The sequence below is a fragment of the Loktanella sp. PT4BL genome, assembly GCF_003201935.1.
In the GTDB taxonomy this organism is placed as follows: domain Bacteria; phylum Pseudomonadota; class Alphaproteobacteria; order Rhodobacterales; family Rhodobacteraceae; genus Yoonia.
In genome coordinates this window covers 822,254-845,749 of sequence record NZ_QJJL01000001.1, presented here as the reverse complement: position 1 = coordinate 845,749, position 23,496 = coordinate 822,254, and the positions used below count along the sequence as shown (strand labels likewise).

Below are 23,496 nucleotides of genomic sequence, written 5' to 3'. Positions count from 1 at the left end.
TCAAAAACGGGCCGAGAGAGAAGCCACAAAAATCCCATCTGGCGGGGTTGCGTCATTCGGCATGCGCAACACCTGCTGATAGCCGAAATCCATCGAGATCCGGCCGCCGACGGTGCGAAACCCGATCGCCGCCCCGACCAAGGGCGACACGTCGTCATCGCCATCAACTTCGACCGCACCGGCATCGAAGGCCGCATATGGCTGCAGACTGCCGAACCAGTCGGTTCTGTCCGCATTCAATGTCCAGGCAAAATCGTTGCGCCAGACAGCACCCGTACTGCCCGCAAAGAGTCCGGCATCATCCCCATCGAAATCGAGCGTTTTGGCCCCGCGGACCGATGACAGCCCCCCAAGTGTTAGCTGATAAGCTCCGTAAAGATCATCCTTGCTAGCCTGGCCACGCAGGAGGCCCGTATAACTCAACTGGCCGCCGCCCACCTGCCAGGGGCGGAAATAGCTTAGTTCAAAATCACCCAACTGGAATTGCGGGTCCGGCCCAACCAAAGGGTCTGTGGCCTTTTCCGCATCAAAGGCCTCAAGCCCTTGTTCGTAGCCCAAGCGCATGCTCAGACTGCCGCCCAAGATGCTGCGCTCCTGCTCCAGATCAATCCGAGCACTCGACAGTGTACGGCTGGAGGCGTTGATCTTGATCTCGGCAATCCGGTTGACGTTCTCGCGGTACGCAATCGTGCCTGACAGGGTGGTCTTGCTGTTTTGATTACGGTGCATGACACGGGAAAGCCCGATATCGGCGGTATGGGTCCAGCCATCTGTCCCGATCGTTGTGATCGGACCGAGGGTGTCAGTTTCATAATAAGAGTATCTGTAGTTTCCGGTCAGCATCCAGCGACCATAGGGAAACCTAACCGATCCGCCGATATTCTCGGACAATGCACCACCCGTGTCACGGGAAAACGGATATGTCTCTGTCCCGCGGGAATAGTTCAGCGCCCAGCTTTCATTCAGGCCCAACAGGTGGTCATATGTGAGATCGACGGTGCCCTGATACTCGCCACGGTCCTCGGTGCCCTGATTGTTTATGCCGATGCGGGCTGTCCATGGCTTGTCTGCTGTTGCCGTCACCTCGAGCACCGATTGGCCCTCTTCCTCTCCCGCGCTGATTTCCATCGTGGCAGTGTAGGCAGGCATTCCGCGAATGATTTCCAGCCCCTGTTCGATCTCGCGCAAGTTGGCCGACTTTCCGACAAGCGACGGAAAGACAAGCGACTGCCAGACAGGGCGGTCCTCGCCGTTGAAACGCACAGCGGCCAACTCGCCCTCAACCACGGTGATATCCAGCGACCGATCTGCTATGTCCTGCTCTGGGAGATAGGCGCGCGCGGTCACATAGCCCCGATCGACATAGAGAAAGGTGATGGCTTCCAACGCGCCATTAATACCGTCGATGTCCAGACATTGCCCGCGAGAAGGCACAAGCGCGCTGTCGACCGCCATGTCAGATAACAGCGTGACCCCACTGACGTTGATCACGTCAATTGGCACGCAGTTCACCTGAGCCTGCGCTGCGGTAGCAGACAGCAAAAGCGCGCCAGCTTGCAGCCTTAAAGGGGAACCTAACACCGCTACGTGCTCAGTTCGCGTCGTTGTCAGCCAGAATACGTGCCTCGGTCCATGCGCGCGCGAGTGCCTGTCCCTCGGCTACCTGTTCCGGGGTCAGTTGCGCCTCGATCTCATCGCGCAGAACGCCCGCATCGGCCAGGCCACGTACGACAGCGAGGTTTGCATAGGAATAAGCCGTGACTGGGTCCGGCGAGGCACCAACCATCAGCAGTTTGGCATATTCATACATGCCACCCGCGTTGCCAAGATCAGCGGATTGCTTGAGATACGTTGCCGCCTGCTCCACATTGCCTGCGTCCAGCGCCGTCTGCCCCAGCACATTCATCGCAAGGATGTTCCCTTGATCCGCCGCCTTCTGCCAATATGACTGGGCCAATGCATCGTCCGTTTGCACACCACGTCCTGCGCGATAAGCCAGACCGCAGTTCAACTGCCCGTCCGCATCACCGGCATCGGCAGCCGCGCAAAGCAAACGCGTTCCTTCGTTATAATCCCTCAGCAGCACCCGACCTTCGTGATACATCAGACCCAGACGGACCTGTGCCTTGGTCGCCCCCCCTTCGGCCGCGGCGGCATAAAGGTTAGCCGCGCGCATTTCATCTTGGTCGGTGCCCAGGCCCAATTCAAAGAGGCGACCCAGATAAAATGCGCCCTCTGGATCGCCTGCCTCATAGGCGGCCGCGAATTCTGTCGCAGCACCGGACACATCCCCTGCGTTGAGCAAATAAATCCCTGAAGCGACGTCAGCTGCGGCTGGAATTGTCAATAAAACAGAAACAAAACAGAAAGATAAACCGGAAAAATATCGCATCTCAAAACCAATCAGTGAGTATCAATCGGCTTACGTCTAAAACAACCAGGACGGGAAACGTCAACAAGAAATTAACTAGGCTTGGGATCGAATGTTATTCACCGCGCGTCGTGACTATCGGTCCGAAAACGGACGGTGCAGGGCGCCAGCAGATGCGACGACCGGCTCACAAGTATTGCTGCTCAACAAATCAGGACAGCGCGGAAGTCGTTCACGTTCGTCAGGGTCGGTCCGGTATGAATGAGGGCCCCCAACGCGTGAAAATACGCATAACTATTGTGGCTGGCGAGGAAGCCTGTCGGATCAAGCCCCCCAGCGCGGCCATCGGCCAAGGTTTCCGGTCCGATAATGGCACCGGCCGCGTCTTCATTGCCGTCAATCCCGTCGGTGTCTGCTGCGATTGCATAAATCCCGGGACGTTCTGCGAGTCCAAGCGCAAGCGACAAAAGGAATTCGGTATTCCGCCCGCCCTTGCCCGGTGGCGTCTGCCCGATTGTGACAGTGGTTTCGCCACCCGAAAGCACAACGGTTGGGGCTCGTGCTGGCGTCCCATGGGATCGAACGGCCTTTGCTATTCCGGCCATCACCGTGCCGACCTCGCGCGCTTCGCCTTCAAGCGCATCACCGAGCAGCACGGTTGCAATCCCTGCGTCACGCGCGACTTGCGCAGCAGCCTCAAGCGCCAACTGCGGAACTGCGATGAGCCGGAAATCCGTATCAAAGGATGGCGATGGCTCTGGCCTTGCGCACAGCACACGGCGCACTTCTTCCGGAATACATGTGCCGAGACGCGCGACTATGGACGACAGGTCATCCCCGGCTGTCGGGTCCGGCAAGGTGGGGCCAGACGCGATCGCAGCCGGATCATCGCCGGGCACGTCCGAGATTGCCAAAGTGACAACTTTTGCGGGATGGGCCGCCTTTGCCAAACCGCCCCCTTTGATCAGCGACAAGCGGCGCCGGACACGGTTCATATCGTCAATGGTCAAACCAGACTGCAACAGCGCCTTGTTCACCAGGATTTCGTCGGCAATGGTCAACGGAGGCCGTGGCATCGGCATCAGGGCGGAGCCTCCGCCAGAAATCAAGGCCAGAACCAGATCTTCCTTGCGCGCCTGTCGGACCGCCTCAAGTATTTCCTGCGCAGCAGCCAGACCGGCCTCATCCGGGACCGGGTGGGCAGCCTCGCGCACCTTTATCCGCTCTGTCGCTGTCGCATGGCCATAACGCGTGACGACAACACCCGACAGATCGACATCCGGCCAAGCGATTTCCACCGCGCGCGCCATGCTTGCGGCGGCCTTGCCGGCGCCCACGACGATGCAGCGCCCCGTCGGCTTTTCGGGCAAATGCTGCGCCAGCACCTTTGCTGGGTCGGCCGCTGAAATGGCAGCATCCAGCATCCGGCGCAGCAAGGCCTGAGGATCAGGAACACGCATAAAATCAGCCAGCCTAGGTGTTTTCGCCGCGTATTGCCTCGCAGACCGCTTCGGTGACCTCGCGCGTCGTGGCTTTGCCACCCACATCTGGTGTAACGATGCCATCGGCACAGACCTTTTCAACCGCGCGCATCAGCCGTGCTGAGGCGTCGTGCTCGCCAAGGTGGTCAAGCATCTGGCTGGCGGTCCAGAAGGTTGCGACCGGATTGGCGATGCCTTTGCCGGTGATGTCGAAGGCCGATCCGTGGATTGGTTCAAACATCGACGGAAAGCGCTTTTCCGGATCAATATTGGCAGTGGGTGCAACGCCCAGCGACCCTGCCAAAGCACCTGCAAGATCCGACAGGATGTCTGCGTGAAGGTTAGTGGCAACGATCGTGTCGATGGACTTGGGGTTTTTGACCATACGTACAGTCATCGCATCGACCAGCATCTTGTCCCATGAGACATCCGGAAACTCGGATGCAACTTCTGCCGCGATTTCGTCCCACATCACCATGCCAAAGCGCTGCGCGTTGGATTTTGTTACAACGGTCAGCTTCTTGCGTGGGCGTGATTGGGCCAAAGCGAAGGCATAGCGCATAATGCGGGTGACACCGACGCGGGTGAAGATAGCCACCTCTGTGCCAACTTCTTCTGGCATCCCCCTATGTGCGCGCCCGCCATGCCCTGAATATTCGCCTTCCGAATTTTCGCGCACAATAACCCAGTCAAGATCGCCAACACCCACATCGCGCAAGGGCGACGAAACACCGGGAATGATCTTGGTGGGGCGCACATTGGCGTATTGGTCAAAGCCTTGGCAGATCGGGAGGCGAAGCCCCCACAATGTGATATGATCAGGTACGTCCGGCGCACCAACCGCCCCGAAGTAGATCGCATCAAACGGCTTCAGTTGCTCAAGCCCGTCCTCTGGCATCATCACGCCATGCTTTTTGTAGTAGTCCGAACCCCAGTCAAAGGTCGTGACGTTAAACTTGATCGTGCCATCGCGCTTTTCGAGTGCAGACAGCACCTCTGCTCCGGCCTCAATAACTTCTGGTCCGATTCCGTCGGCAGGAATAGCGGCAATATTGTATGTACGCATGATGTGTCCCCAGCGTTGAATTATTCCGGCCTGCGCAACATGTGCCAGACCGTTTGTCTGCATCGTTCAGCCGGCACACTCGCAACTTGACGGTGACACGGCAATGATGATTAGATCATATAAATTTTCGCAATAATCTTCTGGTCCTATGGAACTTCGCCAACTTCGCTGCCTGATTGCTGTTGCCGACACTTTGCACTTTGGCAAGGCCGCGCAGCAGATGGATATGCTGCCCGCATCACTCGGGCGGCAGATCAAAATGCTGGAAGAACGGTTGGGAAGCCGCTTGCTGTTCCGCACAACGCGACATGTGTCACTGACAGATGCCGGGCGTGACTTTGTCGATGCTGCCCGCGATCTTGTCGAACGTGCAGATCGGCTGGAATCCGAGTTCCGCGACGGGCTTCAGGACCAATTGCCTATTCTGCGTATCGGAGCCATCGATAGTGCGGCGGCGGGACTGATGCCGCAATTTCTTCCGCAGTTCCGCGAACTCCATCCGGATATCGACATCGAATTGCTGGAGCAGAAATCATTTCGTCTCTTACCGCGCGTCCTGTCTGGTCGGCTTGATGCGGCCATTGTCCGACCACCCGAAATAAAGGACCCAAGACTGGCTTTCCGCAAACTCTTCAACGAGACCGCAGTGGTCGCTGTGCCAGAGCAGCATAAGCTGGCGACAAAATCCGAGATCACAGTGGCGGAGATGGCCGATGAACCGCTGATCGTGCCGGAACGTCGCTCGCGGCCCCATAGCCATGACCTGACCATGAAACTCTTTCTGGATTCAGGCTATACGGCGCGTGTTGCCCAGATTGCCGAAGAAAAGCAGACCATAGTCAGTTTGGTGTCAACCGGGGTCGGATTGGCGATTGTGCCAAAATGGGCATCGCGTCTTGCTGTTGGCGGTGTGCGCTTTGTTCCCCTGTCGATCCCGCCAGGTATCGCCCGCGACAAGCTTGCGCTTTCTGTGGTCTGGCTGCGGGACACGCGGCACCCCGCTCGCGATGCGTTCTTGGATGTGCTCGACGCCAATGTGGCGGCCCTGTCGCGGACCGCTTAATCATTATTCATATTTTTTGTATATTTCAGAATACCATTCGCAACCCGCTTTTTTCTTGAGTTCGCTATTTTCCTACATGTACCGTTCACCACACTGCGCCTGGAGGGGCGCATGCCGGGCATCGCGGGCAGGAGACCGCATTGTCAGATCACGGCAAAGCAACATGGAGGATAATTATGCATAAAACAGCGATCACGCGGCTTACGGCCGTACTTGCTGCCACCGCACTGACCGCAGGCGCGGCAGTCGCACAGTCTGACGTCGATAAAACAGGTTGGCCTGATAGCTTTACCGTTGGCACAGGCTCTCAGGGTGGTACATATTTTGGCTACGGCTCTGGTTGGGCGGGCATTGTTGCGGACGCGCTTGGTGTGTCTGGTGGCGCGGAAGTCACCGGTGGTCCAATGCAGAACATGGCACTTGTCCACACTGGCGAGCTGCCCTTCGGTATGACCACAATGGGCCCGGCCGCTGAATCCATCGCCGGTGCCAACCCGATCGCACCTGGTCTGCCGATGGATAATGCTTGCGCAATGTTCCCAATGTATCAGACGCCATTCTCGATCACCGCATTGGCGTCTTCGAGCATCACTTCTGTGGCGGATATTCCGGATGGTGCGCGCATCGGTTTCGGCCCTGCGGGTTCGACATCTGACACATACTTCCCGCGGATGATGGAAGAACTGGGTGTCAACTTTGAGCGTCGCAACGGCGGCTGGTCCGATCTTGGCAGCCAGCTTCAGGACGGTCTGCTGGATGTCGTTGCTTTCGCAGCCGGTGTTCCGGTTCCTGCGGTGTCCCAGCTGGAGGCACAGGTCGAGGTGAACATCATCGAGTTTACAGAAGAAGAACAAGCTCAGATCACCACGGCCTTCCCTGTGGCGAACTTTGACATCGCAGCCGACACATACACCACGCTGGAAGCGCCGGCACGGTCCGTATCGATGTGGAACTTCGCAATCGCAAACTGCGATCTGCCTGAGTCCTTTGTTTATGCCGTTGTCGACGCGGTAATGTCCGACAACGAGCGTATGGTGAACACACACCGTGCCGCCCGTTCCACTCTGCCTGAGTTCTGGGATCGGAACACTGTCATGCCATGGCACGCAGGTGCCGCGCGTTGGTTCGAAGAGAACGCAGGCGCGGACATTGCGGACGACATGATCCACAGCAACTGATACACAACAGTCGCGCATCGGCTGGCGCCTGGCTGGCCGATGCGTTTTTTTAACAGGACGGACAAGATCCTGCGGCTGATAACAATGGTTCCGATAAAACAAAACCTTCGTTATCATACGTCACTAAGGGATTGCTGGCCGACGGGGGGAACCATGGCAGAGCAGGCGAATAACAACGAGATCACAGACTCCGCAGCTTTGGAAGACAAGACGACAGTCTTGGCCGAGGGAGTGGACGAAGAGCCCATTGAGGGCAATCGTCGGCTGTTTACTGGCAACGGCTATCTCTTCATTGCAGCGCTCTCGACGCTCTATGCCGCGTTCCACATGATTGCTTTGAACGGCCTTTCGATTTCAGACTGGACCGGCGTCGAAATACCATTCCTTCCGCAGTTCCCGATGGAGACGTGGAATTTCCGCATCATTCACATCGCGGGCGCGCTGGCGCTGGGGTTCCTGCTTTTCTCTGCGCACAGCTTTCATCCCGACAAAGAGCATAAAGGCACATCAATCCTGTCATGGATCTCGCTCGTCCTTGCGATCCCGGCACTGACTGCCGGTGCGACAGCAGTTGGATTCTCAAATACAATCAGTTCCGGGACCCTGCCGCAGATGGGCGGACTAACCACATGGGCCGCTTTTCCGGGCACTGATATCTATCAGGCAGAGGTCCGCTGGTTCGGCATCCCGTTGTTGATCGCCACGTTTGGCGCGATCCTGCTCGGGTGGTTCGAACGCCGCGGCCGCGAACTTTTCGCGGCCTCTGACATTGTTCTTGCAATCTGTGGTGTGGTCGTCGCGATTTACCTTGTGGCAATTTACGGTACTGCTGCCCGCAATTCGGTCGGTACGCCATTCGTACCGATTGGCGTGGCCTTCGCAGCAACAGCCGGTGCCGCGATGATCCTCGAGCTCACGCGCCGCGTGGCGGGCCTTGCCCTGGTCATCATCACCGGGGTGTTTTTGCTTTACACTTTCACCGCGCACCTGCTGCCGGGTATACTTGCGGTGCAAAGCGCCTATAGCTGGCAGCGCTTCTTTGGTCATGTCTATTCCGACGCGGGCATCCTTGGGCCAACGACTGCTGTGTCATCGACCTACATCATCCTGTTCATTATCTTCGCAGCATTCCTGCAAGCCTCCAAAGTGGGCGACTACTTCGTGAACTTTGCCTTCGCTGCGGCGGGTCGCGCGCGCGGTGGACCCGCGAAAGTCGCGATCTTCGCATCGGGGCTGATGGGTATGATCAATGGCACATCGGCGGGCAATGTTGTGGCCACGGGGTCATTGACGATCCCGCTAATGAAGAAAGTCGGATACCACAAGAAAACCGCAGGCGCGATCGAGGCGGCAGCCTCGACCGGTGGCCAGATCATGCCCCCGATCATGGGTGCGGGCGCCTTCATTATGGCCGAAATCACCGGTATTCCCTATCAGGAAATCGCGATTGCGGCCATCATCCCCGCGATCCTTTACTTTGCCTCGATTTACTTCATGGTCGATTTCGAGGCGGCAAAGCTGAACATGCGCGGGATGCGCGAAGACGAACTGCCCAAATTCGCGAAACTGATCCGCCAGATTTATCTCTTCATCCCGATCATCATTCTGATCTTTGCGCTGTTCCTCGGGTACTCGGTCATTCGTGCGGGCACACTGGCTACAGTCGCAGCGGCTGTAGTGTCTTGGTTAACGCCGCATCGGATGGGCCTGCGGTCGATCCTCAAGGCGTTCGAGCTTGCGGGTGTGATGTCCATCCAGATCATCACCGTCTGTGCCTGTGCGGGCATCATCGTGGGGGTCATCAGCCTGACAGGCGTCGGCGCACGCTTCTCTGCAGTCTTGCTTGACCTTGCAGGTGTCAGCCAGCTTCTGGCGCTCTTCTTTGCCATGTGCATCGCCATCCTGCTAGGCATGGGGATGCCGACAACTGCCGCCTATGCTGTCGCTGCATCTGTCGTCGCACCAGGTTTGATCCAACTTGGTATTCCGCAGCTGACCGCGCATTTCTTTGTCTTCTACTTTGCGGTTGTCTCGGCGATTACACCGCCCGTGGCTTTGGCCAGTTATGCTGCTGCGGGTATTTCGGGGGCCAACCCGATAGAGACATCCGTTGCGTCGTTCAAGATCGGGATTGCGGCCTTCATCGTGCCATTCATGTTCTTCTACAACAGCGCCATCCTGATGGAAGGCAGCTGGCTAGAGGTCATCAGGTCAGGCATCACGGCCACATTTGGCGTTTTCTTGCTATCATCAGGCGTGCAGGGCTGGTTCATGGGATCGCGGCCCGCGTGGTTCTTGCGGGTTGGCCTGATCCTCGCCGCTCTCTTCATGATCGAAGGCGGCTGGTTGAGCGATTTGGTCGGCATCGGTGCGGCGGTTGGTATCTTCTTTATCCAGAAAATTTTCCAACCTGATCCGGACGCCGCCATTCCAGTGCGCGGGGCTGACTGAGCGGGATGATCGCGCGGTCTCTGAGGTGTCCTAGCAATAGCCTTCCGGCCCGTTCCATTGGGCTTCTGCATAGCGATCACCGCATGCCCAGCCGACTGGCAGCATGCTCTCGATCTCGGCCATCATTGCTTCAGTCACATCGATGGAAGCACCGGCGGCACATTCTGCGAGATGATCGGCGGTGCGCGTACCGGGAATTGGGATCACATGCTCGCCCCGTGCCAGACACCATGCCAGCGCAAGCGCAGCAGTTGTGAACCCATGATCGGCTGCATAGGCCTTGAAGGCGGCCAGTTTTCCAAGGTTAAATTCAAAGTTCGGTGGCAGGAACCGCGGATTGTTCTTGCGGAAATCCGCATCTCCGAAATTGACAGGATCAGGTGAACGGTCTGCAAACATACCGCGCCCCAGCGGCGAATAGGCGACCAGAGTGACCCCCAACTCGTTACAGGCCTGCACAAGTCCGAGTTCCGGTTGACGTGTCCAAAGCGAATACTCGCTCTGTACCGCATCCACGGGCCCAACGGCTACGGCGCGCCTCAGGCTGGCGGGCGAAATTTCAGAAAAACCGATGCCCGAGACTTTTCCCTCGGCCTTGAGTTCAAGCAGCGTGCCCATAACCTCTTCAATTTCCAAGCTGCGGTCACGACGATGCACGTAAAACAGGTCGATATGTTCAACCCCAAGCCGGCGGAGTGACCCTTCCAGCTCGGTTCTCAGATAGGCCGCATCGTTCCGGAAGCCACGATTGCCGTGCTCGCGATCACGCCAAATACCTGCCTTGGTCGCGATCGTGAAGTCCGAAGGATTGCGTTTGAGGTAACGGCCGATGATTTCTTCGGACGAACCCAAACCGTAGACATTCGCGGTATCCAACAAATCAATCCCCAGACGTTGGGCAGCCGCGAGAGTGTCGTGGGCCTCTTGCTCATCTGAAGGTCCATAGAAACCGGAAAAGCTCATACAGCCGAGGCCGATTGCAGACACAAGCTTTCCAGAACGAAGCAGTGATCGACGTTTCATATCCGTCCCCCAATCATTCCCAACAAAGCCCGGAAGTCGCGGCGCTTTGCCCAATCGGAGAACAGCCCTACAAGCAATGTGTCACTGTGGCAACGTGCTCAGCGGAGAGCAGGCGACTGCTCGACAGGGGCAGACAACGCGTCCGCAAAGCGCTTTGGCGCGCCGCGCCCTTTTCAGCCCCCCTGCCCTCTGCTTCCAATGTTGTCAGATACCCACCTCTATAGCGCGAGATCTGCCATAAGAGCCTCTTTCGTGTAGTCCTCTTTTGCCGCTCTCCGCTTGACCCAGCCCTGTTCCATCACGGTGAATGTATCCGCAATCCGGTAGGCAAAATCGGCGTTCTGCTCGACCAGAACGATGGCCATCTGGCCTTCATCACGCAATGTTTCGAGCGCATCGCCGATCTGCTGGATCACATTGGGCTGGATGCCTTCGGTCGGTTCATCCAGCAGGAGAACCTTTGGTTTGGTAATCAGCGCGCGGGCAATGGCAAGCTGCTGTTGCTGGCCGCCCGACAGGTCTCCGCCGCGCCGCGTTTGCATATCCCGCAGCACAGGAAAGAGCCCAAAAATATAGTCGGGAATGGCATGTTCTGCCTTTGGCAGACAGGCAAAACCTGTCTCAAGATTTTCCATAACGCTCATCATCGCGAACACCTCGCGCCCTTGCGGAACATAGGCGATCCCTGCCCGTGCCGCGTGATAGGCCGATGTCAGTTGTACCGGCGCTCCGGCCACCGTCGCAATCCCGGCTGCAATCGGATGCCGCCCCGAGATCGCCTTGAGCAAACTGGTTTTGCCAACGCCGTTGTTGCCCATCACCGCCGTGATTTTACCCGTTTCCGCCTGAAGCGAGATATCAAACAGGATCTGGCTCTGCCCGTATTTCAGATCAAGGTTTTGCACATCAAGCATGGGCGCGCCCCAGATAGACATCAATCACGGTCTGGTTCGAGGTCACATGATCAAGGCTGCCTTCCGCAAGAACAGCTCCTTCGTGCAAGACGGTGACCTTGCAATCAAGCCGGCGGACGAACTCCATGTCGTGCTCCACCACGACAACCGCCCGCGTCTTGGCCGCCTCTTTCAGGATGTCAGTGGTTTTCTCGCGCTCCTCCGGCGTCATTCCAGCGGCGGGTTCATCGACCAGCATCAAGCGCGGCTCTTGTGCCAGCAGCATCCCGATTTCGAGCCACTGTTTCTGGCCATGGCTCAACTCGCCCGCCACGCGGGTCAGGCTGTCAGACAGGCCAACCTGTCCTGCGATAGCCTCGATCCGTTCTGCATTGGATCTGGTTTTCTTGTGCATCAGCACCGCAAATGGCCCACGCGGGTTTTTCAGTGCCATGGCAAGGTTCTGACGGACGGTCTGCGCCTCGAATACGGTCGGTTTCTGGAATTTCCGCCCGATCCCTTCGCGGGCAATCTGGCTTTCGGACATGCCAAGAAGCGAAATATTCCGATCACCCCAGATCACATGCCCCGTGTCCGGCTTTGTCTTGCCGGTCACGATATCCATAAATGTCGTCTTGCCGGCACCGTTCGGGCCGATAATCGCGCGCAGCTCGGTCGGGGCAAAGTTGATCGACAGGTTGTTGATGGCCCGAAATCCGTCAAAGGTGACAGTGACGCCCGAGACTTCCAAGAGCATGCTCATGATTGCTTCCTCACCAGCAGGTCAAAGAGGCCGCCAATCCCTTTGGGGAAGAACAATGTGACGGCTACGAACGAGAAGCCCAAGAGCACCAGCCACCAATCGGTCCATTGGATGACGTAAAATCCGAGGTTGATGTCGGGCGCGCCGCCGCCGGTAAACCAGCTCGACAAGAGCGACACAAAGGCCGCCCCGATCACCGCGCCATAGAGCCGCCCGCGCCCGCCGATGGCGACCCAGACCGCCAGATAGATCGACGCAATGGGCGCGATTTCACCGGGGTTGATGATGCCTGCCTGCGGGTAATAGAGCGCGCCTGCGATGCCTGCGACGACTGCCGTGGTCGTAAAGACAAAGAGTTTGTAGCTTTCCACATGGTAGCCCAGAAAGCGCACCCGCGCTTCGTTATCGCGGATCCCTTTGATGACGCTGCCCATCTTGCCCGACACGATCCACGCAAAGAACACATATCCGGCGGCCAGTGCGACAGCCGAGGCGATGAAGAAGACAATCGAGATGCTTGCCTGCGACGCATCCTCAAACCCAGGGATATTCTGTAGGCCCGACAAACCGTTGTTGCCGCGCAAGCCGCTGTCGTTCTGGAAGAGGTACAGCGCAAGGGCCAGCGTCATCGCTTGGGTGAGGATCGACAGATACACGCCCGTCACCCGCGAACGGAACGCCAGCCAGCCAAAGACCAGTGCCAACAGACCCGGTACAAGCACGACCATCAGCAATTGCAAGAACAGACTATCCGCAAAGCCCCAGATCAGCGGGAATTCGGAACTGCCCACGACCCCAAAAATCTGGTTACCGATGGCGTCAGACACTTCCTGCGGGGTCGGCGGTATAGGCTGGCCTGCGAAGCTTTCAATCACGATCCCTTCGGTGCGGGCGTACATCAACCACATGCCTATGGCATAGCCGCCAATACCGAAGAAGGCGAAATGCCCCAGTGACAGGATTCCGCAATAGCCCCAAACCACATCCATCGCGATGGCGACAAGACAGAGACACAGCGTCTTGCCCAGTGTTTTGACAAAAGAAGTCGATATCAGCCCGACCCCCGTCACCTCGGACAAGAGCGTGACCACGAGAGTGAATACCGCAAGGATCGCGATGAACCACAGAACAGATGGATTTTCGGCAAGGAATGATTTCCGCATGAGTTAATCCGCCGCCGCGCGGCCCTTGAGGGCGACGATGCCCTTTGGCCGGAATTGAATGAACAGGATGATGAACAGGATCATATAGGTCTGTGCGGCAAGCGTGTTGGACGGGTTCAGCCACTCGATCCCCTTTTGAAGGAAACCGATCAGCGACGCGCCTGCGAGCGTACCCCAAACATTGCCGACACCGCCCACGACCACGGTCATAAAGCTTTGCACGATGTAATCCGCGCCCATCTCGGAGGTAACCTTGGCATATAGCCCGATCGCGACACCGGCGATGCCGGCGATGCCCGAACCCAAACCGAAAGTCAGCATGTTGATCTTGTCAGGGTTGATCCCCATCGAGGCCGCCATGCCGGGGTTTTGCGTCACAGCGCGCACTTCCAGCCCCAGCCGCGTGCGTTTGAGCACAAACAGGATCAGTCCCAAGAACAGCAGCGCCAGCACGAAAATCGCGATACGGATATAGCTGATTGCGATCACGTCGTTGAACACGAGCGCCCCGTCCAGCCATTCAGGTGACGTCAGCGGGCGCGCTTGGGTGCCGAAGATGTTCTTGGCAAGCTGCTGCAAGGCAATCGAGATGCCGAATGTTGCCAAGAGGGTTTCAAGCGGACGGTGATAAAGATGCCGGATGACCAAACGCTCCATCGCGACACCAGCGCCGAAGGTGATCGCAAAAGCCAAAGGCAATGCGATGATGATCGACAGCGTATAGTCCGGCACAAACTGCTGCACGACGAAGCCGGTGTAGGCCCCCATCATGATGAATTCGCCATGGGCCATATTGATCACGCCCATCACGCCAAAGGTGATTGCAAGCCCGATGGCCGCGAGAAAATAGATCGAGGCCAGCGACAGCGCATCCAGCCCCAGATCAATGCCCTGGCTCACGGCAACGCGGGTTTCAACGGCTGCCAGAGCCTGCTCGGCGGCATCGGTGATGACTGGATCAGGTTCATCGTATTGCAGATAAAAGACATGTGCCGCGATGGCGGCCTCTTGTGCCTCGGGCGTCACGCGCGGGGCGACCAGCCCCTGACCGGCAAGCGCGTCATAGGCTTCCGCGCGGGCCGCATCGGTGTTCAGCGCGCTGACAGGAACCCCACCCACCATGCCGCCTTCGATATTGGCGACAAGCGCGTCGCGGATTTGGGCGCTTGTCACAAGCGCAGGTGCAAGCTCTGCTGCGACCAGTCGGTCATAGGCCTCCTGCGCAGTCAGGTCGGCACCAATGGTCAGCACCTGTGCGACATTGGCATCATCGGGAAGGGCTACGGCAACCTGCGGCTGGGTCGACAAGACGGTGTTCAGCACCGCACGGACATCAACCGAAAGGTCATCGGCCATGCCTGCGATGGCGGCGATGCGCACCTCTTGTGTTTCGCCAAACAGGACCGCAAGCATTCCTGCCAGCCGCTCTTTGGTGTCTTTCAGGGAAGGGTCAGGCTCGCCTGCGATCGAAGCCTGCAACGGGCCTAGCTGGCTAGCATCCATGCTGCGGGCGATCGCATCAACGGCCGCTTGGCGTTTGGTGATATCGGGATCGGAAAGCTGGAACTGCACGAGTGCATCGCCGATGGCGCGGCGCACACCGCCATTGGGGCGCGCCTCGGTCAGGCCATCGTCATTCGCAACTGTGATTGTCGTGCCTGTATCAAGGTCTACAAGCGTAATCGCGTCATCTTCTTCAATCGCACGGAAGAACAAACCGTCACTGTCACGCTGCACAATCTCACGGTCGCGCCATGCCTCAAGAAACGGCAGCGCCTGTGGCAGTCCGCTGGCAACCAAATCGTCGAGCACCACACCGACGCTTTGGCGACCGGGGCTCAACACCTCGTCCTGATGGGTTTGCAGGATGTCTTGCAGGGTTTGCGCTTGCAAAGATGCAGGCAAAATCAGGCACATGGACAGCGCCAATGAGAGCAATCGCAGCATGTGGATTCAAGCCGATATTGTGAGGGAGGGGTTCAGGGACGCATTGGATTATGCGTCCCTGATCGGCTGCTTTAGTAGTTGGAAGTCAACTGCACACAGGTTTCGGTTTCGGTGTTATACATCCCGCAACCCAGTGTTTGCCAATCCGACACCAGCACCGCAGATTCCGGCAGATAATCGGTCCATGCATCACCTGGCACCTCAGAGGTCTGGCTGATGATATCGAACTGGCCGTCAGCGGTGATCTCACCGATCAGCACTGGCTTGGCGAGGTGGTGGTTTGGCAGCATGACCGCCGTACCACCTGTCAGGTTCGGGAATTCCTGCCCGTACATGGCTTCGCGCACCGCATCAACGTCGGTCGTACCCGCCTCGGTCACCGCGTTCACCCACATGTTGAAGCCGATATAGTGGGCCTCCATCGGGTCGTTGGTTACGCGGTCTTCGCCCATCTTGGCTTTCCACGCTGCGACCCATTCGTCGTTCAGCTCGGATTCTGCGGACTGGAAGTAGTTCCATGCAGCCAGATGGCCGACAAGGTCGGATGTATCCAGACCCGACAACTCTTCCTCGCCTACCGAGAATGCGACAACAGGCAGGTCATCGGCAGAGACACCCGCCGCCGCCAGTTCTTTGTAGAAACCGATGTTCGCATCGCCGTTTATGGTTGAGATGACGCCAACCTGCTTGCCATCCGCGCCCAGCGCGACAACGTCAGCAACGATTGTGGCCCAGTCGGAATGACCGAAAGGGGTGTAGTTCACGAAGATGTCTTCTGCAGGAATACCTTTGGACTGCAGATAGGCCTCAAGAATGTTGTTCGTTGTCCGTGGATAGACATAGTCCGTGCCCAGAAGCGCGAATTTCTCGACGCCCAGTTCCTCAAGGAAATAATCCGTCGCAGGGATCGCCTGCTGGTTAGGCGCCGCACCAGTGTAGAAGACATTGCGCGAGCTTTCCTCGCCCTCATACTGCACCGGATAGAACATCAGGCCGTTGAGCTCTTCCAGTACAGGCAGCGCGGATTTCCGGCTGACGGATGTCCAGCTGCCAAAGATCACATCGACTTCGCTGACGGTCAGCAGTTCGCGCGCTTTTTCGGCAAAGAGCGGCCAGTCGGATGCCGGATCGACGACAACAGCTTCGATTTCACACCCGAGCAACCCGCCAGCGGCGTTCTGGTTCTCGATCAGCAATTCCATTGTGTCTTTGAGCGTGGTTTCGGAAATCGCCATCGTGCCAGAGAGCGAGTGAAGCACACCCACTTTGATCGGATCAGCGCATTGCGCGGCAGCCATAGATGTCGTGCCCAGCAAGGCAGTCAAAACAAATGCAGAAGTTCTAAAGGTCATAGTCTTTTGGTCCCCGTTGTCGTTGCGGGATGCTGCGTCAGGAAACCAATTCCCTATGCAACCCTGGACCGACCAAGTAGGAAGGACCCGCAACAGTGATGTTGTAGTCGCGTGAAGGGAACGATCTTGCAGGATAGCCCTTTGCGCGACGCCGAAGTTTTCCTCGGACGCCCCAAAGTGGTGCTGCACTGCAGAAATATGCTAGCAATTTCGCGTTGAACCCGTCGCCTCACGCCTCAGCGCCTATAAAAATCGCAAAAACTGTGATCCAGCCTATTTTTTGATCACGTTAAATGCCCTGACATGAACGTGAAGTGAATTTCGGGACCCCGCTTCCAGGTGATTCCGACGGATCACGGCATTTCTGTCGAAAAGGATCGCGTCGGGGCCGCCCTGCTTAGCTTTCCGCCTCCGCAATACCCTGCGTCAGGGTGCCAACAACCGTGCCATCGCCATCAAGCAAAAACAGATCATCGGTCAACCGCCCCAGCACGCGCGCCAACCGTGGCTGTCCGATCAATGTAGCGGGTGTCGTCACGACCATACGCAACGCATCCGCAAGCGGGATCCCGACATGCTGCACCAACCGCCGCATACCTGCGGCCTGTGTGATATGCGCGCCTGCCAGATTCCCTTCGGCGTTGACCAACCGCCCCTCTTGCAGGCGGATCGTCTGGCCATAGAGCGTGAATTGTGTCTCTCCGCCAACTGTCGCCATCGCATCCGACACCAGAAACGGCGCTGAGCCTCCGGCACAGGCCCGCAAGGCAAGGCGCAACATGCGGTCATCCACATGGGCCCCGTCACAGATCATGCCAAAGGCAACTCCCGCATTCAAGATCGCACCCACTGCCCCCGGTGCGCGGCTCGTCATGGGTGACATGGCATTGAACAGATGCGTTCCACAGCGTGCGCCTGCCTTGATCGCCGCCTCGACCTCTTCGGCGGTGGCATCCGTATGCCCCAGCGAGACAACTGCCCCCATTTCGGAGAGTGCGGTGATCTGCGCAAGTGTCGCAGCCTCCGGTGCGAGGGTGATCATCACGGCGACGCCTGCACTACGCAGATCGGAGACAATTGTCAGCGTATCCTGATCGAGGGGGCGGATGCAGTCCGCGCGATGCGTCCCCCGCTTTGCGACGCTGATATGCGGGCCTTCGATGTGGAGGCCCAGAATATCCGGGGCATCTTTCGCGGCAATCGCGGCGGCGGCCGCTTGTGCAAGCACATCCGGATGGTCGGTGATGACCGTTGGCAGAATCGCGGCCGTCCCAAAGCGGCGGTGCGCAGCCGCAATCTGTGCCATGCCGTCAGCTGTGGGGGTGTTGTTCAGAAGGACGCCACCACCGCCATTGACCTGCAAATCGACAAAGCCGGGTGTCAAAAGCCCGGAAAGCGCAGTGGCCGGAATAGGCGCGCGCGATGTCTCGACGATCGCACCGTCTGCTACGCGCACGGCCAAGTCGTCCACGATGTCCTGACCGTCAAAGACACGGTCGGGTTTGAACCAGCCGTCCGTCATGCCTTGATCCCCGCGGCATTGCGATGATCCATCCACGCCGCATAGGCGGCACCACGTGCACCACTGGCGTCACCCCCTTGCGCCAAGGCAAGTGGGGCGGCAGCGAAACCGTCAATCTGCGCGTTCTTGGCGGCAACCCGCAAATCGGCAATCACATCAGGGATAGCCGTGAGCCCGCCGCCCAGAATGATCACATCGGGATCAATTGTGAGCGTGAGGTGATGGAGCACCTCAGCCACAAGCGCGCACCAAATCGCCCAGACCTGCGCCATATCCGTGGTGCGCCGCGCAGCAATCTCATGCGTGCTCAGGTCCATTCCCGTGATGAATGCGGCCAGACGTTGCAGGCCAGGCCCCGAGATATAACCCTCGATACATCCTTTTCGCCCGCAACCGCAGTCATAAACCGGCAGGCCATGAGCGGCGATGATATGCGCAGGGGCCGCGATATGGCCGATTTCGCCACCTGTCGCCGTCGGCCCTGTGCGCCATTTTTGGTCGACGATCAGCCCACCGCTCACACCTGTGCCAAGGATCAGCGCCATCACCACCGATTTCCCCTGCCCCGCGCCGAACACCGCCTCTGACAGGGCCAGCGCGCGGCAATCATTCAGGAACGTAATTTTGCGCCCTGCCCGCTGTTCTATATCGGCGGTAAAGGGCCGCCCGGAGGCCGGCAGATTGTTCGCCAGCGTTAGGCCGGTTTGCGGGTTCACAAGGCCTGCGGCCCCGACACCCACCGCCGCAATCGTGCCCGCAGCGTTCGAGGACCACGCGATCTGATCAACGACCGCATTTACGAGTTGGTCATAACATTCGGGGGTCGGGATCCGGTGGCGGGCGATCTCTTGCCAAGCGGCATCAAAGATACGCGCCTCTATCTTTGTCCCGCCAAGATCAATGCCAAGGGTGTTCATTACAGGGGTCCATCGGATCAAAGGGGCAGGATCATCTTTTCATTGCCTGCCATCGTCGCGGTTTTCGGCAAGCAAGACAATGACAGGTTTTACCGCAGCTCTTAGTGATGCAGCGCCGCGACTGTCTTGAGTACAGAAAAGCCGTAAAGCGCCTCGAAGCCCTTTTCGCGCCCATGACCGGACAGGCCCCGACCGCCAAAGGGCAGCTCGACCCCGCCACCTGCGCCATAGTTGTTGATAAACACCTGCCCCGCCCGCAGCGCACGCGCCATGCGCATCTGCCGCGCTCCGTTTTCAGACCAACAAGACGCGACAAGGCCAAACGCGGTGCCATTGGCGATGGCGATTGCCTCTGCCTCATCCTCGAAGGGAATAATGACCTGCACGGGCCCAAAGATTTCATCCTGCGCCAGCGTATGATCAGACGCGACATCTGCAAAAAGAGTAGGTGCAACATAGGCCCCACCTGCAGGTGCGTCATCAAGGATCTGCCCGCGCGCTGCCACCTCCAGATCGCCACCCTGCGCCAGAAAACCCTCAACGATCTCTTTTTGCCGCAGCGACACCAAGGGCCCCACATCCAGATCCGCCAAAGCGGGCCCCGCCCGCAGCTGCGCGTAGCGGGTGGCCATTTCGGTGACCACCTGATCATAGACACCACGCTGCACCAATATCCGCGATGCGGCGGAACAGGTCTGTCCCGCGTTCTGAATGCCTGCATTCACCAAGAACGGCAAAGCGGCCGCGATATCGGCGTCATCAAACACCACCTGCGGTGACTTCCCCCCGAGCTCCAGTGTCACCGGCACAACATTTGCGCCGGCACTTTGCTGGATCAGTTTTCCCACGCCGACCGATCCGGTGAACGAAATGTGGTGCACGCCCTTATGCGCAGACAAAGCAGCCCCCGCCTCGGCACCCAATCCCGGCACGACATTCAGCGCGCCATCAGGCAGCCCCGCCGCACGGGCGATTTCGGCAAAGGCCAAGGCGGTCAGGCAGGCTTCTTCGGCGGGCTTGAGAACACAGGCATTGCCCATCGCCAACGCAGCCCCCACCGAGCGCCCGATGATCTGCATAGGATAGTTCCAAGGGATGATATGGCCGGTCACACCATGCGGTTCGCGTAGGGTATAGACGGTATAGCCGTCCAGATAAGGGATCGTCTCGCCATGGACCTTGTCGGCAGCACCACCATAGAATTCCAGATAGCGTGCAAGCGCCAACACATCGGCGCGCGCCTGTTTCAAGGGCTTGCCTACATCCATCGCTTCCAGTTGCGCCAACTCATCCACATGCGCCAGCACCGCCTGACCAATCTTGGCCAGCATCCGCCCGCGTTCTGCCGCCGTCGCTTTGCCCCATGCGCCCGAGAGCGCCCCTTCTGCCGCCGCGATCGCCGCAGCGATGTCATCAGCCCCGCCACGGGCGATCTCGCACAGGGTGCTGCCATCAGAGGGGTTGATCAGGGCAAGGGTCTCGGCCGAGAGCGGCGCGACCCAATGGCCAGCGATCAAGCATTTGCAAGGATCGATATTAAGAGGTCGTACCGTCATATTCTTTCTCGATTCTCAAAGGCAATGAGAGGCAAACCGACATCCGGCAACTACACGAGTAAAACAGCATGGAGAGCGCCGCAAAATACACTCGGGAAAATATCACCTCGTTGTTCATTCGGCAATCATGAGGCCCAAAGGCGGGTGTCTGGCAAACAATGACTGGCACTAGGGCGGTGAGTTGCGCTGCTCGCAAAGTTGCAGATCGCAACTGGCATATGGTCAACATATGATTTCTATGGCACAACCCCTCACCACAACTTCGCAGCGAGCGCGCTTTCGATTTGGTTGCCTTCTGCACCCTAAAAAACGATATGCCATAGAAAGAAAAAACGATTGGTACCTCTTTGGAAAATAAAACACGAACTCAAGCGAATTCAGCGCCAAATGGCCAATATACCGATTGATGCGGCAACTTATTTCTTTGGCGCCGTATACTATGATCATGTTTTGTCGAAAAATAGGCGCTCTGTCTTGGGGAGACAACCAACCGCGGCAAAGAAGGCCATCTATCTGATCTATCCCGCGCATGGATTGCTACCTTCGCACCTGCGAACCTTGGCGTATTTTAGAGCAAAGGGGGTCAGTGCAACAGTCGTCTCAAACTTGCCATTGCCTCTGGAAGACGAAGCAAAGCTGCTGAACCTATGTACAGCCTATATCGAGCGGCCCAATTTTGGGTATGATTTCGGTGGTTACAGGGATGGTGTGCTCTCGCTCGAACATGATCTCGCAAATACGGAGCAGCTAGTCCTAATGAATGATTCCAGCTGGTTTCCGCTTTACCCCGAAAGTGATTGGCTCGCTAATGCAGAGGCGCTAGGTGTCGATTTTGTAGGATCAGTCTCCAATGGATATAAGTCGGCCTTCCCTAAGGTAATGGACCCGGTGTTCAATCGAGGATACCGCGATGACGACAAGCTGTTTCACTATGGCTCATTCGCACTTTGGATCGGACACCAGGTTCTCCATGATCCCAAATTCATGCTTTTCTGGAAAAAATTTCCCCTTTCAAACCGCAAAAGACAGGTGATCATGCGCGGCGAAATAGGACTGACCCGGTGGGTACGCAAGAATGGTTTCTCGCATGGATCGACATTCGACGTCACAGGGCTCGAAGTGATGTTAAAGGATCTGAGCGACGCGCGGCTTGCCGAGATTGCGCAGAACATGATCATTCTAGGCAACCCAAGCCTAAGCACGCACCATTACCAAACCCTTCAACAGATGGCACCAGCATCGCGAAGTGAATTGATCAAGCGCATTCTAACCATCACCGATCGCCAAGGTGCAGGATACTCACTAGCATTTTTTTTAACGCTCGAGTTGAAGCATCCGTTTCTTAAGAAGGCACCTTTGCGGGATAGTATGCAGGCCGCCCAAATTACGCTCCGTGTTCTTGAAAAGATCCAAACCGAGGCGGCATCTGAAGCACTTGACGAAGCGAAAAGGCATCACCGACAATTACTAGACGAATAAGGGGGGAAAGGCTGTAAATTCGGTGATGGTGCCCGCGGCCGGACTCGAACCGGCACGGCCTTACGGCCAAGAGATTTTAAGTCTCCGATGTCTACCATTCCACCACGCGGGCACGGCGCTATTCCTATGACGCTCTGCCGCGGTGGGCAAGCCGTGATCAGAGTTCTGTGCCCAAGGGTGGATCAAGCAGCGCGCGTTCCGACAGCCACGGGTTTAGTGCAACTGCCGCGCGCAGAACCGCCTGCCCTTCTTCGTTGCGCCCCATGGCAATCAGGGTCAGCGCCTTGCCGGACAACGCACCTACGTGGTTTGGAATAATCTCCAGGGTGCGGTCAAGGTCGGCCAATGCGCCTTCGTAGTCTTCGCTGAGGAAACTGGCGAAGGCACGTTGATTGTACCCTTCGGCATAATCGGGGCAGTAGTCGATCAGACGCGAAAAGACAGTGCGCGCGCCCAGAAAGTCATAAACGCCGCGCCGTGACATGCCCTCGTCCAGCATCGCTTGTGCTGTGGCGTCGGGCGCGTCGGTCCAAAGCTCCCAAAGACCATTGGAAAGTTCGCGGCCCGCCATTTCAGTCTGTGCATTTCCGAGTTCAGACAAAATCTCGGACATGCGTTCGCTGTGGTCAGGCGCCTCAGGGCAGGTTTGTGCCAGCGCAGGCGTGGCCATCAGGCAAAGGGGGATCATCCATTTCATAAACGAAGTATCTGCGCCACAACGCGGTTCCGTCAAGCACCACCACCCGCGCCGGGGGCGACAGGTGACAGCCCTTCTTCTTTAACCGCCTGCATCGCGACATAAGTCGAGGTGCTTGCGACATGCGGCAAGGTCGATATTTTTTCTGCCAAAACAGCGCGGTAGCCCGGCATGCCTGCGGTGCGGACTTTCAGCAGATAGTCAAATGCCCCTGCGATCAAATGACACTGCTCGACTTCCGGAACCAGCATCACCGCACTATTGAATGCGGCTAATGCGCGTTCGCGCGTATCCGACAGCTTGACTTCGACGAAGGCAACATGGTCGCGGCGCAGCCGGATCGGATCATAAAGCGCGCGGTAACCGCGGATAATACCGTGATCTTCCAGTCTTTTCAGCCGCGCCTGCGTGGGCGATTTCGACAAACCGATCCTGCGGGCAAGCTCGGTGACGCTGATCCGGCCCTCAACCGTGAGAATATCAAGTATCTTGAGATCAAACCGATCCAGCCCAACAGGCGTTTCAGCCATGATTCATCCAGTTAATAAGTAAAACCGCCCGCGAGATTGGCACA

General features: G+C 57.8%; 19 protein-coding genes and 1 tRNA gene. 4 read left to right on the top strand and 16 right to left on the bottom strand.

Features of this window, described 5'->3' with window-relative positions:
* The 4 genes from C7964_RS04080 to C7964_RS04065 form a co-directional block, all read right to left on the bottom strand.
* Positions 1-1,503 (bottom strand): ShlB/FhaC/HecB family hemolysin secretion/activation protein, encoded by a 1,503-nt coding sequence (locus tag C7964_RS04080; RefSeq protein ID WP_146214819.1) that lies wholly within the window; start codon positions 1,501-1,503, stop codon positions 1-3.
* Positions 1,504-1,591: 88 nt separating this feature from the next.
* Positions 1,592-2,305 (bottom strand): tetratricopeptide repeat protein, encoded by a 714-nt coding sequence (locus C7964_RS04075; RefSeq protein WP_286163746.1) that lies wholly within the window; start codon positions 2,303-2,305, stop codon positions 1,592-1,594.
* A 269-nt stretch (positions 2,306-2,574) separates the two neighbouring features.
* The gene (locus C7964_RS04070; protein ID WP_110278345.1) at positions 2,575-3,831 is read right to left on the bottom strand and encodes a glycerate kinase type-2 family protein; all 1,257 of its coding nucleotides are present in this window, start codon (positions 3,829-3,831) and stop codon (positions 2,575-2,577) included.
* Positions 3,832-3,844: 13 nt separating this feature from the next.
* Positions 3,845-4,918, bottom strand: coding sequence for a tartrate dehydrogenase (locus tag C7964_RS04065; RefSeq protein WP_110278570.1), 1,074 nt, complete (start codon positions 4,916-4,918; stop codon positions 3,845-3,847).
* Between the two features lie 148 nt (positions 4,919-5,066).
* On the opposite strand from C7964_RS04065, the gene C7964_RS04060 reads away from it, so the two are divergent.
* The 3 genes from C7964_RS04060 (at position 5,067) to C7964_RS04050 (ending at position 9,610) form a co-directional block, all read left to right on the top strand.
* Positions 5,067-5,981 carry a LysR family transcriptional regulator gene (locus C7964_RS04060; RefSeq protein WP_110278344.1) on the top strand — a complete coding sequence of 305 codons (915 nt, stop codon included), beginning with the start codon at positions 5,067-5,069 and terminating at the stop codon, positions 5,979-5,981.
* A 176-nt stretch (positions 5,982-6,157) separates the two neighbouring features.
* Positions 6,158-7,159 carry a TAXI family TRAP transporter solute-binding subunit gene (locus C7964_RS04055; protein ID WP_110278343.1) on the top strand — a complete coding sequence of 334 codons (1,002 nt, stop codon included), beginning with the start codon at positions 6,158-6,160 and terminating at the stop codon, positions 7,157-7,159.
* Between the two features lie 153 nt (positions 7,160-7,312).
* A complete protein-coding gene (locus C7964_RS04050; RefSeq protein WP_110278342.1) occupies positions 7,313-9,610 on the top strand; it encodes a TRAP transporter permease in 2,298 nt (765 codons plus the stop codon).
* A 30-nt stretch (positions 9,611-9,640) separates the two neighbouring features.
* Here the strand turns inward: C7964_RS04050 and C7964_RS04045 are convergent, their stop codons facing one another.
* The 9 genes from C7964_RS04045 to C7964_RS04005 form a co-directional block, all read right to left on the bottom strand.
* Positions 9,641-10,633, bottom strand: a complete 993-nt coding sequence (locus tag C7964_RS04045; RefSeq protein ID WP_110278341.1) for an aldo/keto reductase — start codon at positions 10,631-10,633, stop codon at positions 9,641-9,643.
* Between the two features lie 218 nt (positions 10,634-10,851).
* Positions 10,852-11,547, bottom strand: a complete 696-nt coding sequence (urtE, locus tag C7964_RS04040) for an urea ABC transporter ATP-binding subunit UrtE (protein ID WP_110278569.1) — start codon at positions 11,545-11,547, stop codon at positions 10,852-10,854.
* Positions 11,540-12,289 carry an urea ABC transporter ATP-binding protein UrtD gene (gene urtD / locus C7964_RS04035; RefSeq protein ID WP_110278340.1) on the bottom strand — a complete coding sequence of 250 codons (750 nt, stop codon included), beginning with the start codon at positions 12,287-12,289 and terminating at the stop codon, positions 11,540-11,542. Before urtD ends, urtE begins: the two co-directional genes overlap by 8 nt.
* Positions 12,286-13,452: an urea ABC transporter permease subunit UrtC gene (gene urtC, locus C7964_RS04030; RefSeq protein WP_110278339.1), complete on the bottom strand. Its 1,167-nt coding sequence runs from the start codon at positions 13,450-13,452 to the stop codon at positions 12,286-12,288. Before urtC ends, urtD begins: the two co-directional genes overlap by 4 nt.
* A 3-nt stretch (positions 13,453-13,455) precedes the next feature.
* A complete protein-coding gene (gene urtB / locus C7964_RS04025; protein ID WP_110278338.1) occupies positions 13,456-15,399 on the bottom strand; it encodes an urea ABC transporter permease subunit UrtB in 1,944 nt (647 codons plus the stop codon).
* Between the two features lie 71 nt (positions 15,400-15,470).
* Positions 15,471-16,751: an urea ABC transporter substrate-binding protein gene (urtA, locus tag C7964_RS04020; protein WP_110278337.1), complete on the bottom strand. Its 1,281-nt coding sequence runs from the start codon at positions 16,749-16,751 to the stop codon at positions 15,471-15,473.
* A gap of 397 nt (positions 16,752-17,148) precedes the next feature.
* Positions 17,149-18,273, bottom strand: coding sequence for an N-acetylglucosamine-6-phosphate deacetylase (nagA, locus tag C7964_RS04015; protein WP_110278336.1), 1,125 nt, complete (start codon positions 18,271-18,273; stop codon positions 17,149-17,151).
* A complete protein-coding gene (locus tag C7964_RS04010; protein ID WP_110278335.1) occupies positions 18,270-19,190 on the bottom strand; it encodes an ROK family protein in 921 nt (306 codons plus the stop codon). The genes nagA and C7964_RS04010 overlap by 4 nt, the downstream gene beginning before the upstream one ends.
* Before the next feature lie 101 nt (positions 19,191-19,291).
* On the bottom strand, positions 19,292-20,746 hold the full coding sequence (locus C7964_RS04005; RefSeq protein ID WP_110278334.1) for an aldehyde dehydrogenase family protein: 1,455 nt from the start codon (positions 20,744-20,746) through the stop codon (positions 19,292-19,294).
* Between the two features lie 336 nt (positions 20,747-21,082).
* Between C7964_RS04005 and C7964_RS04000 the strand changes: the two genes are divergently transcribed.
* The gene (locus C7964_RS04000; protein WP_110278333.1) at positions 21,083-22,225 is read left to right on the top strand and encodes a rhamnan synthesis F family protein; all 1,143 of its coding nucleotides are present in this window, start codon (positions 21,083-21,085) and stop codon (positions 22,223-22,225) included.
* 26 nt (positions 22,226-22,251) lie between these two features.
* Here the strand turns inward: C7964_RS04000 and C7964_RS03995 are convergent.
* From C7964_RS03995 to C7964_RS03985, 3 genes are all read right to left on the bottom strand, one after another.
* A tRNA-Leu gene (locus C7964_RS03995) sits at positions 22,252-22,337 on the bottom strand.
* A gap of 45 nt (positions 22,338-22,382) precedes the next feature.
* Positions 22,383-22,922 (bottom strand): tetratricopeptide repeat protein, encoded by a 540-nt coding sequence (locus C7964_RS03990; protein WP_110278332.1) that lies wholly within the window; start codon positions 22,920-22,922, stop codon positions 22,383-22,385.
* 32 nt (positions 22,923-22,954) lie between these two features.
* Positions 22,955-23,452 (bottom strand): Lrp/AsnC family transcriptional regulator, encoded by a 498-nt coding sequence (locus C7964_RS03985; RefSeq protein WP_110278331.1) that lies wholly within the window; start codon positions 23,450-23,452, stop codon positions 22,955-22,957.
* Between the last annotated feature and the right edge of the window lie 44 nt (positions 23,453-23,496).